Genomic DNA, 15,089 nt, shown 5'->3' on the forward strand with positions numbered 1-15,089 from the left:
TAAAAAGATGAAGGAAGGGAGGGACTGCCAGAAGATGCAGCAGTTTGCTTTAATAAATGTTCTAGATAAAGGTGACATCAAGAAAAATATTTGTAATGAAGAAGCCTTTACGCATATTTTTGAAACCTATTATAGGAGGGTTTACAACTATATATATTATCGCGTTCACTGTCAATCTACAGCAGAAGATCTGACAAGTCAGGTTTTTGAAAAAATAATGATCAGTATTGACAAGTATGATGAAAAGAGAGCACCCTTTGAGGTGTGGCTCTTTGCCATAGCTAAAAATATTCTAAGGGATCATTTTAGAAGCTTAAAAAAGCAAAAGTTTTTTTCCTTCTCTCTTGATAAAGTGAAGCAGTTGGTATCGAGAGAAAAGACACCAGAAGATATGATTCTGATAACAGAAACCAATGATGAACTTATCAAGGCAATAAAGACTTTAGATGAAAGAGAAAGAAATATTATAGCCTTTAAATTTGGTGGAAATTTAAAAAACAATGAAATTGCAAAAATATTGCATATTACAGAAAGCAATGTTGGGGTAATTCTCTATCGGTCAATGAAGAAGTTAAAAAAGGAAATGGAAAGGGAGGAATGGCTATGAATCCAAAGGATATGGAAGAGAAATTCTCTATAGATTTAGAGGCTTGTATGACTGAGATAGAAGATAACAATGATAAGCTGATGTCCCAAGAGTACAGCCAACTTTTAGAGCTAGGGAAGAATTTGATGGATAAGGATTTTAGTAGAGACAGTGACAAAGAAAAAGTATTGAAAAACACTTTGCAAAGTATGAATCAATGTAAAGGAGAGATTCCTATGAAAAAAGCAAATAAGTTTAGAAAAGTTTTTGCTGCCGCAGCAGCACTGGGGGTGGTATGTATCATGAGTATCTCACTCATCCAGCCCTCTTTTGCTCATAACATAGTGGAGAAGGTAATCAATACAATAAGTCTTGGTCATATAAAAGCTATACAGGTTGAACCTGCTGGATATCAACAAGAAAATTTTCCTGTTCCAGAGGTGTTAAAGGGCAAGTTGTTTGACGAAGAAGGGAAAGAAGTAGAGGTATTTTCAAGTCAATATACTGGGAAGTTCTATACAGCCGATGGTGAAGAAATTGTTGACATGTGCTTTACAACTGGAGAAATAACAACTGTGGGCATGAGAGATGAGAGGGTATTGGTGATAAAAGATCTTAGTAAATTAAATCAATATACTTGCTTTGAAGTTCTTCTTCCCAGTTATTTACCCGAGGATTACCAATTTGATAGAGCTGAGTTTTATAAAGATGAAGATGGAGCAGTAAACAACAGTAAGTATATTAGCCTATACTTTACCAACAATAAAACAGGAAAATATATTTATATGCAACAAAGATTTGCTGATGAAGAAACAGCATACGAAATGGCAACAGATGGGAAGATTGAAAAAATAAAAATCAATGGTGCAGATGCCATAATATCTGATAATAGAAGTATTGACTGGGAGGCAAATAACACACTGTATATGCTAAGCGGCAGAGGCGAAATTAGTAAAGCTGAGTTAATTAAGATTGCGGAATCTATTAAATAATGAAGAGGCTATCGTAGCTATTGTAGGTGTTAAAACGAATAGATATATGCCTTTAAACTTGAATTTTAATATACACGGTGTACTGCTTCCCTTTGGTTTAAAGACCAGCTAAGAACTGCAAATAGTCCTTAGTATATTAAAATTCATAGGCGTATATCTATGTAAGTATCTTCTATATTAAAAAGAATATATCTGTATAGGGATGAACCAGAATGAATTTGGACTCAGCTGATTTTAAGCAAGCTAAAACTTTAGACAGGCAGGTGAAGCGTCTGTTTCACCTGCCTGAAAGTTCTTATCCGTGGACAAGCGGACGTTTTGTATGTCTTCTAACTGTCGATATGTTATTCTTTAATAAGATGATATTATGACAATACAAGCAAGAAACAGAAGTACAAGTGTCCTCAATAAAATTATTTACTATAAAGTTTCCACCAATTGTCTCAACACTTACCGATACACGTTTACCATTCGGTAATCGGCCTTGAACCATACCGTTATGTCCTAAAGAACAAGCTGCGTACTCCTCATCTTTGAGTGTAAAAAACCATGCTGTCAAGTCAATTGATTTAGCAGGAACGTTGATTAAAGCATCATTTGTTCAAAGTAGGGGATGTCGTAAAGGGAATGATAAATTGATAGCCTCCGTGAATATGATGACCTTCAGAATAAATGTCAGTTCTAGGTAAAGCTATAGCTATCCGATCACCAATATATGCATCTACATCCTCTGGCTTAGGATGTGGCATTTCACCTAATATTTTTTTGAATAATAATGCATCCATAACTAAACCTCCTTCATTCTTCTTCCAATTGAAAAATAAAAAGCATTCTTATTTTCATCATATATAACCTGAGTGGTGCCTAAGGAGAGTCCTAAAAGAGTAAAAATTTTATTTTCAATGTCTGTGCTTATATTACGAAAATCACTTTTCTACTTGGTACTCATGTGGAATTGAATACGTGAAATAAAGTAAATCATTGTTCCTTTAGGTGAGCGTAAAGTAATATGATATTTTCCTAGTCCGGGAACAATCATTTCAACTTCTGCTATTTCTTCTTTTTCTTCTAGTAGTTTAATGGAAATGCCATTTTTAGTTTTTAATTCTTCTTTGCTATAGTGCACATGTTCATTTAAAATCATAGCATTTTGAGCTATTAAATTAGAACAATTCACAGTCACCACATCGATAGGATTGCTCAACCAAGGTTGATGACCTTCTTCATGTTGTTTGAAAACATCATCTTCTACATACACAATTCTTCCTCTCTCATAATAAGGAATTTGTGTGGGAGAAAGTTCGAAGAAACTGTCTGCTAAGTGATATACTGTCAGAGGTTGAAAAAGCTGACCTTGTTCATTGATAGAGGCAATAGCTTGTTTTTCTTGATTTAGAAAATGAATCATCCATCCACCCAAAGTCAACGTAATCATCCATGAAACGACTATCAATAATGCTTTCCTATCCTTTAATCTTTTCAAAAGTGCTCACCATCTTTTTATTTATTAAATAGCCACTTATGATAGGGACTATTCTTATAGTTTGTGAAAAAACAATAGATAAGATCCAAGTGGTGCTCAGAAATATACACAGCTTGTTATGCTTTGATTCAACTGGGCTTACTAAGCTAAAACTTTAGGTAATCAGGTGAAGCAGATGCTTCACCTGATTGAAAGCTCTTATCTGTGCAGTGCTTAGAAAAAGAAGGTTATACTCCAAAAACAATATCATGATAAGCCGGTTAGTTATCGAATCGCCACAAGCTTTTCAATACCTCTCATCAATCGAGCAAACTTTTCAGGTTTAAGAGATTGAGCACCGTCGCATAGAGCAACTTCTGGTTGGTGATGCACTTCGATGATGAGCCCATCAGCGCCGGCAGCAACAGAGGCTTTTGCCAGAGGATCTACCATAGACCATTTTCCTGTGGCATGGCTAGGGTCAGTAACAATAGGTAAATGGCTTAGTTCTTTGATGACAGGCACAGCACTAACATCGAAGGTATTCCTTGTGTAGGTTTCAAAGGTTCGAACACCGCGCTCACATAAAATAACATTGTGATTGCCTTCTGCCATAATATATTCCGCTGACATCAATAATTCTTCTATGGTGGCAGATAAACCTCTCTTTAGAAGGATGGGACGTTGACTTTTTCCTGCTCTCTTTAAGAGAGGGAAGTTTTGCATATTTCTAGCACCGATCTGGAGAATATCTGCATATTCCTCCACAATATCAAAAGTATCTTGACACATTACCTCGGTAACAATAGGCATACCAGTGGCTTCTTTAGCTTTTCTAAGGATTTTTAAGCCTTCTTCCCCCATTCCCTGGAAGCTGTAGGGAGAAGTTCTTGGTTTAAAAGCACCGCCTCTAAGGATATGGGCTCCTTCTCTTTGCACAGCAAAGGCGGTTGTCATTAATTGTTCTTCACTTTCTACAGAGCAGGGCCCCGCCATAATCGTCACATTGCCATCACCGATTTTGACACCATCTACTTGGACAACAGTATTTTCGGGATGGAAAAGTCTGCTGGCCAATTTGAAGGGGTGTTGTACCCGTAGCACTTTTTCTACATAGTCATTGGCTTCAATCTGACCCTGATTGATTTTATTGGTATCTCCTATTAAACCCAATACACAGTAACTTGCTCCTTGTACCATATGAACCTCACATCCTAAACTAATCATCTTTTTTTCAATTTTTTCAATAATCTCCTGTGGTGCACCTGGTTTCATTACAATAACCATTGTTAACTCCTCCTTGTTTTTAATAAAATTTTATACAAAATAAAAAAGTGGACTCCTTCTTAGGAATCCACTTGTATAATCATACTACTTTGTGAAAGTGAGAAAAACTATGCTGGTATCAGCTTTTCATCCATATTTTTCCTTAGAAAGAAGCTTTCATATCTATTTTTTTTCCATGCAAAATAGCTGGCGCTAAAAAAGTAAAAGCCCCAGTAAAAGTTAAAATAATAGATATGAAGTTGGCAAATTTCTTTGGTTTTAGTTAACATGGAAATCACCCTTCGAAATAAAATGGTATGTTATATACTTATTGTATGTATTTAGCAAAATTAAGTATCAAATTGTTAGAAAATTTTAATCAAATTATAATGAAATTTTTTAAGTATGTCAATACAAATTTTTTTAAAACCTCATAAAAAATTTTAGTAGAGATATTTTTAAATTTACTGTTGACAGATAAAAGGAATCGTATTAAAATTTATAAAAAACATAATTTATCATAAATTCTGAGATTGGAAAGAGTAGATGAGCTCTGAAGCCAAAGCGAGTTGGGGATGGTGAAAGCCCGATGCAGATAGACTTATTGAATGGTTCCATGAGAAGCAGTGGGAAATCTTTAGAGAGTATCACTAGCCGTAGGTCTTACGTTATAAAGACAGGGTATCGAAATAGAAATCTATTTCCGTACCTGGAAGAGTGAGATGATATAGATCATCTAAAATAGGTGGCAGCACGGAGTAGAAACATTTCGTCCTATAGGGGGATAGAAGTGTTTTTTTATTTCCCTATAACCTGCATCTGTTTTAGAGACGCTATATATCTAATCAAGGTGGCAACACGGAATCTAAAGCATTTCGTCCTTACTATGGGGATGAAGTGCTTTTTTTTATAGAGAGGAGAAAAACACAATGATTTATCCAACATATCACCAATTTAAAGACTTAAGCAAAACCTATAAAATGATCCCTATTTCCATGGAGATACAGGGAGATACCGAAACCCCTATTACCTTGTTTAAAAAGCTGTGTAATACTGCCAATTGCTATCTATTAGAGAGCGTAGAAGGTGGAGAAAAGCGGGGAAGGTACTCTTACATTGGCAGAAAGCCCTTCATCATCATTAAAGGCAGAGACAATCAAGTAACCGTTGTGCGAAGAGATGCAACTTATGAGAAAAAGGGAAAAGAAATAGAAATTATCAAGGAAATTATGAAGGATTATGAAGCTCCCCAAATGGAAAATATGCCGGATTTTATTGGAGGCGGGGTAGGTTATATAGGCTATGATATTATAAGAAATTACGAGAAACTACCCTGTGTCAATGAGGATGACATGCATCTTCCGCTGGTACATCTTTTAGTGGCAGAAGAAATTATTGTATATGACCATGTGAAACAAAAAATTAAGATTATCATCAATTTGCCCATAGAAGAAGAGATAGAAAAGCTCTACGAAAATGGCGTAAAAAGACTTAAAAAAATACAGGAGGAGATATTGAAGAATTTTCTTTTAATGGAGAGGAATGAAAGTGCTTCAGAGCTTCAATATAAGAGCAATGAAACAAAGGATAGTTTTATGGAAAAGGTAAGAAAAGCAAAAGCGTATATCAGAAATGGCGATATTTTTCAAGTTGTTTTGTCTCAGCGTTTACAGGTAAAAACCGAGCTATCTCCCTTTGAAGTCTATAGAAACCTGAGGAGTGTAAGCCCTTCTCCTTATTTATTTTATATTGACTTTGGAGATTATCAGTTGACAGGATCATCACCAGAGCTTTTGGTAAAGGTAAAGGACCAAATCATAGAAACCTGCCCTATTGCAGGAACAAGGCCCAGAGGAAAAAATGCTGAAGAGGATGAGCTGTTGGCGAAGGATTTACTAGCAGATGAAAAAGAAAAAGCAGAACACCTTATGCTGGTGGATTTGGCGAGAAATGATATTGGTAAACTAGCGGAGTTTGGCAGCGTGGAGGTAAGCCAATATATGGAGGTCTGCAGATATTCCCATGTGATGCACATTGTATCAAATGTGATTGGAAAGCTGAAAAAAAGATATGACATGTATGATGCTTTGGTGGCTTGTTTACCGGCAGGAACCCTATCGGGGGCGCCGAAGGTAAGGGCGATGGAAATCATTGACGAACTAGAAAATAAAAAGCGAGGTATTTATGGCGGAGCTGTAGGTTATTTAGGTTTTAATGGCAACATGGATATGTGTATTGCCATTCGCAGCATTGTATTTAAGGAGAAGCAAGCCTATCTTCAAGCGGGAGCTGGGATTGTAGCGGATTCCAATGAAGAAGAGGAATATAAAGAGACCCTAAGAAAGCTAGAAGGGCTGATGGTAACCATGAACAGATTGGAGGAGAGGGTAAGTTGATTGCGATTATAGACAATTATGATTCTTTTACGTATAACCTTTATCAGTATATAGGAGAAATTGATCCAGATATTGAGGTCTTTAGAAATGATGCTATCGGTGTGGAAGCGCTAAAAGAGAAAAAGCCTTCCCATATTATTATTTCCCCGGGACCAGGTTTTCCTGAAAATGCAGGTATTAGTGAAAATGTTATTGTGGAACTGGGAAAAGAAATCCCTATTTTAGGCATATGTCTTGGACATCAGGCGATAGGCGAGGTATTTGGTGGGAAAATTGTTCATGCAGAAGTATTGCTGCATGGAAAAACTTCTATGATTTCCCATGATGAAAGCAATTTATTTTCCGGCATTGCTAGTCCCTTAAAGGTGACACGCTATCATTCTTTGGTGGTGGAAAAGGAAAGCCTGCCAGAGGAATTGGTGGTGACTGCCAGGGGACCAGCAGGAGAAATTATGGCACTACAGCATAAGGAATATCCGATTTTTGGTTTGCAGTTTCATCCAGAGTCCATTGCTACGGAGGAAGGCAAAAAAATTCTTGAAAATTTCTTGAAAATAGAAAAATAAGCGGTTAGCGATTTAAACTGTCGGAGGTGTATAAAATGATTCAGTTTGCTATTGATAAGGTGATAAAGAGACAACACTTGACAGAAGAGGAAATGATGAGGGTGATGCAAAGTATCATGGAGGGGGAAGCTACACCCTCCCAAATTGGTGGTTTTTTGGCGGCTTTGAGGATGAAGGGGGAAACAGTAGAGGAAATTACAGGAAGTGCTAGGGTGATGCGGGAAAAAGCATTAAAAGTGGATGTTGAAGGCTGTTATGCCATTGACACCTGTGGAACAGGAGGGGATCATAGTAACACTTTCAATATATCTACTACAGTGGCTTTCATAGCCGCCGCTGCTGGTGTAACTGTGGTAAAGCATGGGAATCGCTCAGTAACCAGTAGTTGTGGCAGTGCGGATGTCTTGGAAAAATTAGGCGTAAACATTCAGTTAACCCCGGAAGAAGTAAAACGGTGCGTTGAGGAATTAAACATAGGTTTTATGTTTGCTCCTAATTTTCATCAAGCCATGAAGCATGCTGTTCTTCCAAGACGTGAATTAGGTATTCGAACCATATTTAATATACTAGGTCCTTTGACGAATCCAGCTGCTGTTCAAGGGCAGGTTTTAGGGGTCTTTGATGATTCCCTTACAGAAATTATGGCAGAGGTATTGCTGGGCCTAGGTGTAGAGAGGGCGATGGTGGTACATGGATTTGATGGCTTAGATGAAATCACCATCACCGATAAAACCAAAGTAAGCGAACTAAAAGATAAGAAAGTGACGACCTATGCTATTGATCCCAGAAAATTTGATATACCTTTAGCAGGTAAACAGGAAATACAAGGTGGGAATGTTGAGGAAAATGCAGAAATTCTTTTAAATGTCTTAAGGGGTGAGAGAGGAGGAAAAAGAAACATGGTTCTCTTAAATGCTGGTGCAGCGATTTATGTGGGTAAGGCAGCAAATTCTTTAGAAGAAGGGATTGATCAAGCTAGGGAAGTCATTGATATGGGTTTAGCTTTAGATAAACTACATCAACTTATTGCTTTTAGTCAGGAGATGAAACAATGATTTTAGATAAAATCGTGGACTATAAGAAAAAAAGGGTGGAGGAAGAAAAACAACAACTTCCTTTAGGGAAGCTGATGGAGGAATTGAGCTGTATTCATCCCCCTAGAAACTTTAAAAAGCTTCTAAGCAAGGAAAATCAATTGGCCATCATTGCAGAGATAAAAAAAGCCTCTCCTTCAAAAGGCGTTATCAGGGAAAACTTTGATCCTGTAGAAATTGCTGTTTGCTATGAGGAAAGTAAGGTGGAAGCTGTCTCGGTGCTGACGGAAGATAAGTTCTTTCAAGGAAATAATGCCTATCTAAAACAGGTGAGAAGCATTACCTCCTGTCCTCTGCTTAGAAAGGACTTCATCATAGAAGACTATCAAATTTATCAATCAAAACTGTTGGGGGCAGATGCCATTTTGTTGATTGCCGCAATATTGACGAAACAACAGTTAGTAGATTTTCAAAAAATTGCGCAGGAAGTAGGACTTTATTGCCTGCTGGAGGTTCACAATGCAGAAGAATTAGAAAAGGTATTGGAGGCAGAGGGAGAAATCATTGGTATCAATAATAGGAACTTAAAAACCTTTAAAACCACCCTAAAGACCACAGAAAAACTGATGACCTCTATTCCAAAGGATAAAGTGATTGTAAGTGAAAGTGGTATTCATACAAGACAAGACATGAAATTCCTACAGGCGTTAGGGGTGAATGCTGTTTTGATCGGAGAAGGTTTTATGGTAGCTGATGATATAGGGAAAAAGATCAGAGAATTTAGGGGGTAAAACAATGACGGCAATTAAGATATGTGGGTTGACAAGGGAGGAAGATATAGGCTATGTCAATCAGTTAAAGCCGGATTATGTGGGTTTTGTCTTTGCAGAGAGTAAAAGAAAAGTCACAAAGGAGAAGGCAAAAAATTTGATACAGGGTTTGGAGAAGCAGATTAAGACCGTAGGAGTTTTTGTAAATACCTCTATAGAGGAAGTCAAAGAAATTGCCGCATATTGTGATTTAGATATATTACAGCTTCATGGGGAGGAAAACCCAAGCTATATAAATGCTTTTTCTCAGAAGGTATGGAAATCTTTTAGGATTAAAAATGTAGATGGCTTAAAACAATTAGAAAAGTATACTACGGAAGGCTATCTTCTGGACACCTATGTGGAGGGAGCATATGGGGGTACAGGTAAGACTTTAGACTGGACTGCTATTGCACCACTGCCCCAAAACAAGCCCATTATCTTGGCAGGAGGACTTACCCCAGAAAACGTAGAAGGAGCAGTAAAAATTCTTAGGCCCTATGCTGTGGATGTAAGCAGCGGGGTAGAGAGCAGTGGTTACAAAGACTATGAGAAAATAGAAAAATTTATAAGAAAGGTGAGGCGATAGTATGGTGACAAAAACACTACCTAAAAAGTTTGGTGCCTTTGGAGGGCAGTTTGTTCCTGAAACTTTAATGAATGCATTGATTGAACTAGAGGAGGCCTTTATCAAAGCAAAGGAAGATAAAGCATTTGAAGAAGCATATCAATATTATGTACAGGAATATTCCGGAAGACCGACACCTTTATACTATGCAGAAAATCTTACAAGAAAATTAGGTGGGGGAAAAATTTATCTTAAGCGGGAGGATTTAAATCATACCGGAGCCCATAAAATTAACAATGTTATAGGTCAGGTGTTATTAGCACGAAGGATGGGTAAAAAGAGAATTATTGCCGAAACGGGGGCAGGACAGCATGGTGTGGCTACCGCCACCATATGTGCTATGTTTGATTTGCAATGTGAGGTTTATATGGGACAGGAGGATGTAGAGCGGCAAGCCCTCAATGTATTTAAGATGGAAATGCTGGGAGCAAAGGTGAGGTCTGTGACTTCTGGAACTGCCACTTTAAAGGATGCTACCAATGAAGCAATAAGGGATTGGGTAGCCAATGTGGAGAATACTTTTTATGTGATAGGGTCTGTGATGGGTCCTCATCCTTATCCCACCATGGTGAGGGATTTCCAAAGAATTGTTGGCGATGAAGTAAAGCAGCAAATCCTTCAAAAAGAAGGAAGACTACCGGATTATTTAGTGGCCTGCGTTGGTGGTGGAAGTAATGCTATGGGATTGTTTTATCCTTTTATTGAAGATAAGGAAGTAAAAATGTATGGGGTGGAGGCAGCCGGCTTGGGTGTGAACACCGAACATCACGCTGCCACCATAACAAAGGGTTCTATAGGGGTCATTCATGGGATGATGACCTATCTACTACAAGATGATCATGGTCAGATTACACCAGCATACTCTATATCAGCGGGACTAGACTATCCTGGCATTGGACCGGAACACGCTTATTTTCATCAAACTGGAAGGGTACAATATGAAGCCATCACCGATGATGAAGCTGTAGAGGCTTTTCAATATTTAACCAAGATAGAAGGGATTATTCCAGCCTTGGAAAGCGCCCATGCCATTGCTTATCTGATGAAACTGGCGGCTAACACAAAAAAAGAAGAAATTCTTGTAGTCAACTTGTCCGGCAGAGGGGATAAGGATATGCATACCATACGAAAAGTATTAGGAGGAAAAGAAGATGAAGAGTAGAATAACGAAAAAATTTCAAGGGTTAAAGGAAGAAAATAAAAAAGCATTGATCACCTATGTTACTGCAGGAGATCCTGATTTAGATACCACCTATCATCTTGTATTGGAGATGGAAAGAGCAGGGGCGGATATCATTGAACTAGGAATCCCCTACTCTGATCCTTTGGCAGATGGACCGGTGATTCAGAGGGCGGCTGAGAGAGCCTTAAAGGCAGGAGCAAACATCACCTCTATTTTTCAGTTGGTAGCAAAACTTAGGGAAAAAACCCAGATTCCCCTCGTATTTTTAGTGTATTATAACTGTGTGTTTAAATATGGCATGGAAAGATTTTTGGACAATTGCCGCCAAAGCGGTATAGATGGGTTAGTCATACCAGATTTGCCTTTAGAGGAAAGAAAAGAGCTACAGGAGATGATGAAGGATTATCCCATTGATTTGATTCCCTTAGTAGCACCCACCTCAGAAGGTCGTATAGAAGAAATTGTTAAGGATACAGAAGGATTTATTTACTGCATTTCTTCTACGGGGGTGACAGGAACAAGGCAGGGTTTTGAGATAAATTTGGATAATTTCCTACAAAAGGTAAGAAAATATACTGATGTACCTTTAGCTCTGGGTTTTGGTATATCTACCCCTGAAATGATAGAAAGTCTAAAACACCTCTGCGATGGACTCATTGTAGGGAGTGCTATTATAGAAAAAATAGAAGAAGGAATTCAAAAGGGCAATATAAAGGAAAAAGTGTATGCTTTTACGAAAAAATTAGATGAGGCAAAAAACATTGCTTGACAACTGCTATAATATTCAGTAAAGTATTTAATTAAAATAAGTGTGACTGTAATTATGGCTTAAGTTAACGCTAATGATAAAATGATAAGGTTTTAGCAGTTTTTACAGGATAAGCAGATCATCAGATAAAAGGGGAGAAGGAAGATGCAGAAGTTTCAAAGGATTGTCATCATAGGCATGGGATTGATAGGAGGATCTATGGCACTGGCTTTAAAAAAGTCAGGATTTGAAGGTGAAATTATCGGTTATGATGTGTCAAAGGACACTTTAGAAGAAGCAAAGATCCTTAGAGCCATAGATACTTCCTGTGCAGACCCTAAAGAAGCAGTGAAGGACGCGAATTTAGTCGTGATGGCTGTGCCGGTAGGATATTATGCTGAAATTTTTAAAGAAATTGCTCCTTTTTTACCTGAGAATGTTGTTGTTACCGATGTAGGCAGTGTGAAGGGTTATGTGGAAGATGTAGTGGATGCTTATTTGCCAAGGGATATTCAATTTTTAGGGGGACATCCTATGGCGGGTTCAGAAAAGGGAGGGCTTGGAGCCTCTAGTCCTTCCCTTTATGAAAATGCCTACTACTTTTTAACGCCGAATAAAAATACTACTGAAGATACGATTGCAGCCTTAGAAGCTTTGATTAGAAATATGGGGGCATTCCCGGTGGTTGTGGCTGCTGATGAGCATGATAAAATTGTGGCACAAATCAGTCATATGCCACATTTAGTAGCGGTGCTTCTGGCAAACACTTTGGAACGACGCAACAGCATCTGCTATACACCCTTTGTAGGAGGAGGTTTTCGAGATACTACAAGGATTGCTGCAGGAAACCCTCACATGTGGCGGGATATTTTCTTCTACAATCAAAGAGAAATATTAGAGGGAATAGAGGTTTTGGAGGTAATGTTGAAGGAGTTTAAGGAAATATTGAGGCAAGAGAGAACGGAAGAAGTGCTGGATACCTTAAAAAAGGCTAAGACCATCCGTGATGCTATTCCTTTAGGGGCTAGGGATTATATACCTCCTCTGTACGAACTGATTGTTGACGTAGAGGATCGCCCTGGGGTGTTAGGGGAATTAACGCAACTTATTGGAGATAATTATATTAACATAAAAGAAATTGAAATACTTCATGCTAGAGAAGGAGAGAGGGGAGCAGTAAGAATTGCTCTGTCTTCTAAAGAAGGACAGGAAAAAGCCTTTGATCTTTTGAAAAACGGAGGATTTCCCTTAACTTATCGTAAAGGAGAGAGTGAAGATGTTGGCAACCAGTAAAATCAATAAAATTCAAGGAAAAATAACGGTGCCGGGAGATAAATCCATTTCCCATAGGGCTGTCATGTTATCCAGTATTAGTAAAGGGGTTAGTAGAATTCAAGGTTTTTTAAGGGGTGAGGATTGTCTTAGTACCATAGCTTGTTTTCGAGGCCTAGGCATTGAAATTGAAGATAAAGGGAAGGAAATCATCCTTCAAGGAAAGGGTCTTCATGGCTTAAAGGAGCCGGCAGATGTGTTAGATGCAGGAAATTCCGGTACTACAATGCGACTTCTTTCAGGTATATTGGCGGGACAGGAGTTTTTGACGATTGTTACGGGAGATGGTTCTTTAAGAAAACGACCTATGGCAAGAGTGGCTGTACCTTTAAGAAAAATGGGGGCCACCATTGAAGGGAGAGACAATGGCAATCTAGCACCTTTAGTGATAAGAGGAGGAAATTTAAAGGCAATAGATTATACTTCTCCTGTTTCGAGTGCGCAAGTGAAGTCAGCGATATTATTGGCGGGATTATACAGTGGAGGAAAGACCATTGTAAGGGAAGAGATTACTTCAAGAGATCATACGGAAAAAATGTTGAAATCTCTAGGAGCAAAGATTACAACAGAAGCAGGTAAGGTGACGGTAGAAAGGTCAGAACTTTATAGCCAAGGTGAGATAGAGGTGCCAGGGGATATTTCATCTGCTGCCTTTTTTATGGCGGCGGCAGCAGCTATACCAGGGTCTCACCTGATTATTGAAAAAGTGGGGTTGAATCCTACAAGAACAGGAATTATTGATGTTTTAAAGGAAATGGGAGCAGAAATTGAAATAGATAATGTTTTTACCAGCGGTGGCGAAGAAATTGGTGATATTATCATAAAAGGAAAAAAACTACAGGGTACTAGCATAGGAAAAGAAATTATGCCTAGATTAATCGATGAGATCCCTGTCATAGCAGTAATTGCCGCAGTAGCAGAGGGGAAAACCATGATTACTGGGGCAGAAGAATTAAAAGTGAAGGAATCCAATCGTATTACCTCTATGGTAACGGAGATGAAAAAATTAGGTATCCGAGTAACAGAGTTACCGGATGGCATGGAAATAGAAGGAAACAATCAAATAAGCGGTGGTGTGGTAGAAAGTTATGGAGATCATCGGATTGCTATGGCTATGGCGATTGCTGGATTATTTGCCAATGATTCTGTGGAAATAAATGATAGTGCGTGTATTGCTGTATCTTTTCCAGAGTTCGAAGAGACACTAAAACAAGTTGCTAAATAACTAAACATGGCTACTGCGACAGAAAAGAGGGGGATAAGATGAAATTAGGGTATTTAGGGCCAGAGGGTTCCTTTAGTTACACAGCGGCAGTACAGTATGCTCCTGATGCAACTTTAGTAGGGATGAAGACCTTTAAAGAGATTATTGCAGCAGTGGAGGAAAGGAAAATAGACCAAGGGATTTTGCCAATAGAAAACTCCACAGAGGGTGCTGTTACGCAAGTAATGGATGCTTTAATGGATACAAAGGTTTCGAAGATTCAGGCAGAGATGATTTTGCAAATACGGCATAATCTTTTGAGTGTGGAGGAAAATATAGAGGAAGTTTCTTATGTTTTATCCCATCCACAACCCTTGGAGCAATGCAGAGAGTTTTTTGCAAAGCATTTTCCTCAAATTACCCTTATTCCCTGTGAAAGTTCCTCCAGTGCCTGTAGGATCGCGAAAGAAAAGGGGAAGAGCTATGGGGCTATTGGAAACAGCTGGGCTGGAAAAAATAACGGATTAAAAGTTCTTTACAAAGACATACAGGATAATGTCCATAATCAAACCCGTTTTGTTATTATTGGAGAAGGCATGACTGCGCCCACTGGTAACGACAAAACCTCTATTGTTTTTTCCTTTCATAATGATGCTCCTGGTAGTCTGTATAGCGTACTGAAGGAATTTGCTGAGGAAAACATTAATCTATCAAGAATTGAATCTCGTCCTGCTAAAATAGAGTTGGGGAAGTATATTTTTTATATTGATTTTCATGGACACCAAGAAGATTTAAAATCTAAGAAGGTATTACAGCGTATTATGAAGAAAATTAATAAATTAAAGATTTTTGGGTCTTATCCTATTGGGAAAGTATGGTAAGG

Annotated in this window: 15 protein-coding genes and 1 other annotated feature; of the genes, 12 read left to right on the forward strand and 3 right to left on the reverse strand. The window is 38.3% G+C overall.

Annotated features, from left to right (window positions below; all coding sequences use genetic code 11):
* Positions 1–7 precede the first annotated feature (7 nt).
* Both BJL90_RS07745 and BJL90_RS07750 read left to right on the forward strand, forming a co-directional pair.
* The gene (locus BJL90_RS07745) at positions 8–607 is read left to right on the forward strand and encodes a sigma-70 family RNA polymerase sigma factor (RefSeq protein ID WP_335617829.1); all 600 of its coding nucleotides are present in this window, start codon (positions 8–10) and stop codon (positions 605–607) included.
* Positions 604–1,578, forward strand: coding sequence for a DUF4367 domain-containing protein (locus tag BJL90_RS07750; protein ID WP_070966194.1), 975 nt, complete (start codon positions 604–606; stop codon positions 1,576–1,578). The genes BJL90_RS07745 and BJL90_RS07750 overlap by 4 nt, the downstream gene beginning before the upstream one ends.
* Before the next feature lie 593 nt (positions 1,579–2,171).
* Here the strand turns inward: BJL90_RS07750 and BJL90_RS07755 are convergent.
* From BJL90_RS07755 to aroF, 3 genes are all read right to left on the reverse strand, one after another.
* Positions 2,172–2,363: a hypothetical protein gene (locus BJL90_RS07755; protein WP_070966197.1), complete on the reverse strand. Its 192-nt coding sequence runs from the start codon at positions 2,361–2,363 to the stop codon at positions 2,172–2,174.
* A 149-nt stretch (positions 2,364–2,512) separates the two neighbouring features.
* The gene (locus BJL90_RS07760) at positions 2,513–3,061 is read right to left on the reverse strand and encodes a hypothetical protein (RefSeq protein ID WP_156778736.1); all 549 of its coding nucleotides are present in this window, start codon (positions 3,059–3,061) and stop codon (positions 2,513–2,515) included.
* A 264-nt stretch (positions 3,062–3,325) separates the two neighbouring features.
* Entirely contained in the window at positions 3,326–4,327 is a 1,002-nt protein-coding gene (gene aroF, locus BJL90_RS07765; RefSeq protein ID WP_070966203.1) for a 3-deoxy-7-phosphoheptulonate synthase, read from the reverse strand.
* Between the two features lie 499 nt (positions 4,328–4,826).
* Positions 4,827–5,086, forward strand: a binding site (T-box leader).
* A 149-nt stretch (positions 5,087–5,235) separates the two neighbouring features.
* Between aroF and trpE the strand changes: the two genes are divergently transcribed.
* The 10 genes from trpE to pheA all read left to right on the forward strand — a co-directional run bounded on the left by trpE (position 5,236) and on the right by pheA (position 15,087).
* Entirely contained in the window at positions 5,236–6,702 is a 1,467-nt protein-coding gene (trpE, locus tag BJL90_RS07770; protein ID WP_070966205.1) for an anthranilate synthase component I, read from the forward strand.
* Positions 6,699–7,268, forward strand: a complete 570-nt coding sequence (locus BJL90_RS07775) for an anthranilate synthase component II (RefSeq protein ID WP_070966208.1) — start codon at positions 6,699–6,701, stop codon at positions 7,266–7,268. Before trpE ends, BJL90_RS07775 begins: the two co-directional genes overlap by 4 nt.
* Before the next feature lie 35 nt (positions 7,269–7,303).
* Complete coding sequence (trpD, locus tag BJL90_RS07780; RefSeq protein ID WP_070966211.1) at positions 7,304–8,323, forward strand: anthranilate phosphoribosyltransferase; 1,020 nt, start codon at positions 7,304–7,306, stop codon at positions 8,321–8,323.
* A complete protein-coding gene (gene trpC / locus BJL90_RS07785) occupies positions 8,320–9,093 on the forward strand; it encodes an indole-3-glycerol phosphate synthase TrpC (RefSeq protein WP_070966214.1) in 774 nt (257 codons plus the stop codon). Before trpD ends, trpC begins: the two co-directional genes overlap by 4 nt.
* 4 nt (positions 9,094–9,097) lie before the next feature.
* A complete protein-coding gene (locus BJL90_RS07790; protein WP_070966216.1) occupies positions 9,098–9,700 on the forward strand; it encodes a phosphoribosylanthranilate isomerase in 603 nt (200 codons plus the stop codon).
* Between the two features lies 1 nt (position 9,701).
* Positions 9,702–10,901, forward strand: coding sequence for a tryptophan synthase subunit beta (trpB, locus tag BJL90_RS07795; RefSeq protein ID WP_070966219.1), 1,200 nt, complete (start codon positions 9,702–9,704; stop codon positions 10,899–10,901).
* Positions 10,891–11,691, forward strand: coding sequence for a tryptophan synthase subunit alpha (gene trpA / locus BJL90_RS07800; protein WP_070966222.1), 801 nt, complete (start codon positions 10,891–10,893; stop codon positions 11,689–11,691). Before trpB ends, trpA begins: the two co-directional genes overlap by 11 nt.
* Before the next feature lie 144 nt (positions 11,692–11,835).
* Positions 11,836–12,963, forward strand: coding sequence for a prephenate dehydrogenase (locus BJL90_RS07805; protein WP_070966224.1), 1,128 nt, complete (start codon positions 11,836–11,838; stop codon positions 12,961–12,963).
* On the forward strand, positions 12,947–14,227 hold the full coding sequence (aroA, locus tag BJL90_RS07810; protein WP_070966227.1) for a 3-phosphoshikimate 1-carboxyvinyltransferase: 1,281 nt from the start codon (positions 12,947–12,949) through the stop codon (positions 14,225–14,227). The genes BJL90_RS07805 and aroA overlap by 17 nt, the downstream gene beginning before the upstream one ends.
* A 38-nt stretch (positions 14,228–14,265) precedes the next feature.
* Complete coding sequence (gene pheA, locus BJL90_RS07815) at positions 14,266–15,087, forward strand: prephenate dehydratase (protein ID WP_070966230.1); 822 nt, start codon at positions 14,266–14,268, stop codon at positions 15,085–15,087.
* The last annotated feature ends 2 nt before the right edge of the window (positions 15,088–15,089 follow it).

It is taken from the genome of Clostridium formicaceticum, assembly GCF_001854185.1.
Taxonomy (GTDB): Bacteria; Bacillota; Clostridia; order Peptostreptococcales; family Natronincolaceae; genus Andreesenella; species Andreesenella formicacetica.

What these genes read in the sequence shown, in the direction of transcription:
- BJL90_RS07745 (WP_335617829.1), top strand. Translation starts at nt 8, where the DNA reads ATGAAGGAAGGGAGGGACTGCCAGAAGATGCAGCAGTTTGCTTTAATA.
- BJL90_RS07750 (WP_070966194.1), top strand. Translation starts at nt 604, where the DNA reads ATGAATCCAAAGGATATGGAAGAGAAATTCTCTATAGATTTAGAGGCT.
- BJL90_RS07755 (WP_070966197.1), bottom strand. Translation starts at nt 2,363, where the DNA reads ATGGATGCATTATTATTCAAAAAAATATTAGGTGAAATGCCACATCCT.
- aroF (WP_070966203.1), bottom strand. Translation starts at nt 4,327, where the DNA reads ATGGTTATTGTAATGAAACCAGGTGCACCACAGGAGATTATTGAAAAA.
- trpE (WP_070966205.1), top strand. Translation starts at nt 5,236, where the DNA reads ATGATTTATCCAACATATCACCAATTTAAAGACTTAAGCAAAACCTAT.
- trpD (WP_070966211.1), top strand. Translation starts at nt 7,304, where the DNA reads ATGATTCAGTTTGCTATTGATAAGGTGATAAAGAGACAACACTTGACA.
- trpC (WP_070966214.1), top strand. Translation starts at nt 8,320, where the DNA reads ATGATTTTAGATAAAATCGTGGACTATAAGAAAAAAAGGGTGGAGGAA.
- BJL90_RS07790 (WP_070966216.1), top strand. Translation starts at nt 9,098, where the DNA reads ATGACGGCAATTAAGATATGTGGGTTGACAAGGGAGGAAGATATAGGC.
- trpB (WP_070966219.1), top strand. Translation starts at nt 9,702, where the DNA reads ATGGTGACAAAAACACTACCTAAAAAGTTTGGTGCCTTTGGAGGGCAG.
- trpA (WP_070966222.1), top strand. Translation starts at nt 10,891, where the DNA reads ATGAAGAGTAGAATAACGAAAAAATTTCAAGGGTTAAAGGAAGAAAAT.
- BJL90_RS07805 (WP_070966224.1), top strand. Translation starts at nt 11,836, where the DNA reads ATGCAGAAGTTTCAAAGGATTGTCATCATAGGCATGGGATTGATAGGA.
- aroA (WP_070966227.1), top strand. Translation starts at nt 12,947, where the DNA reads ATGTTGGCAACCAGTAAAATCAATAAAATTCAAGGAAAAATAACGGTG.
- pheA (WP_070966230.1), top strand. Translation starts at nt 14,266, where the DNA reads ATGAAATTAGGGTATTTAGGGCCAGAGGGTTCCTTTAGTTACACAGCG.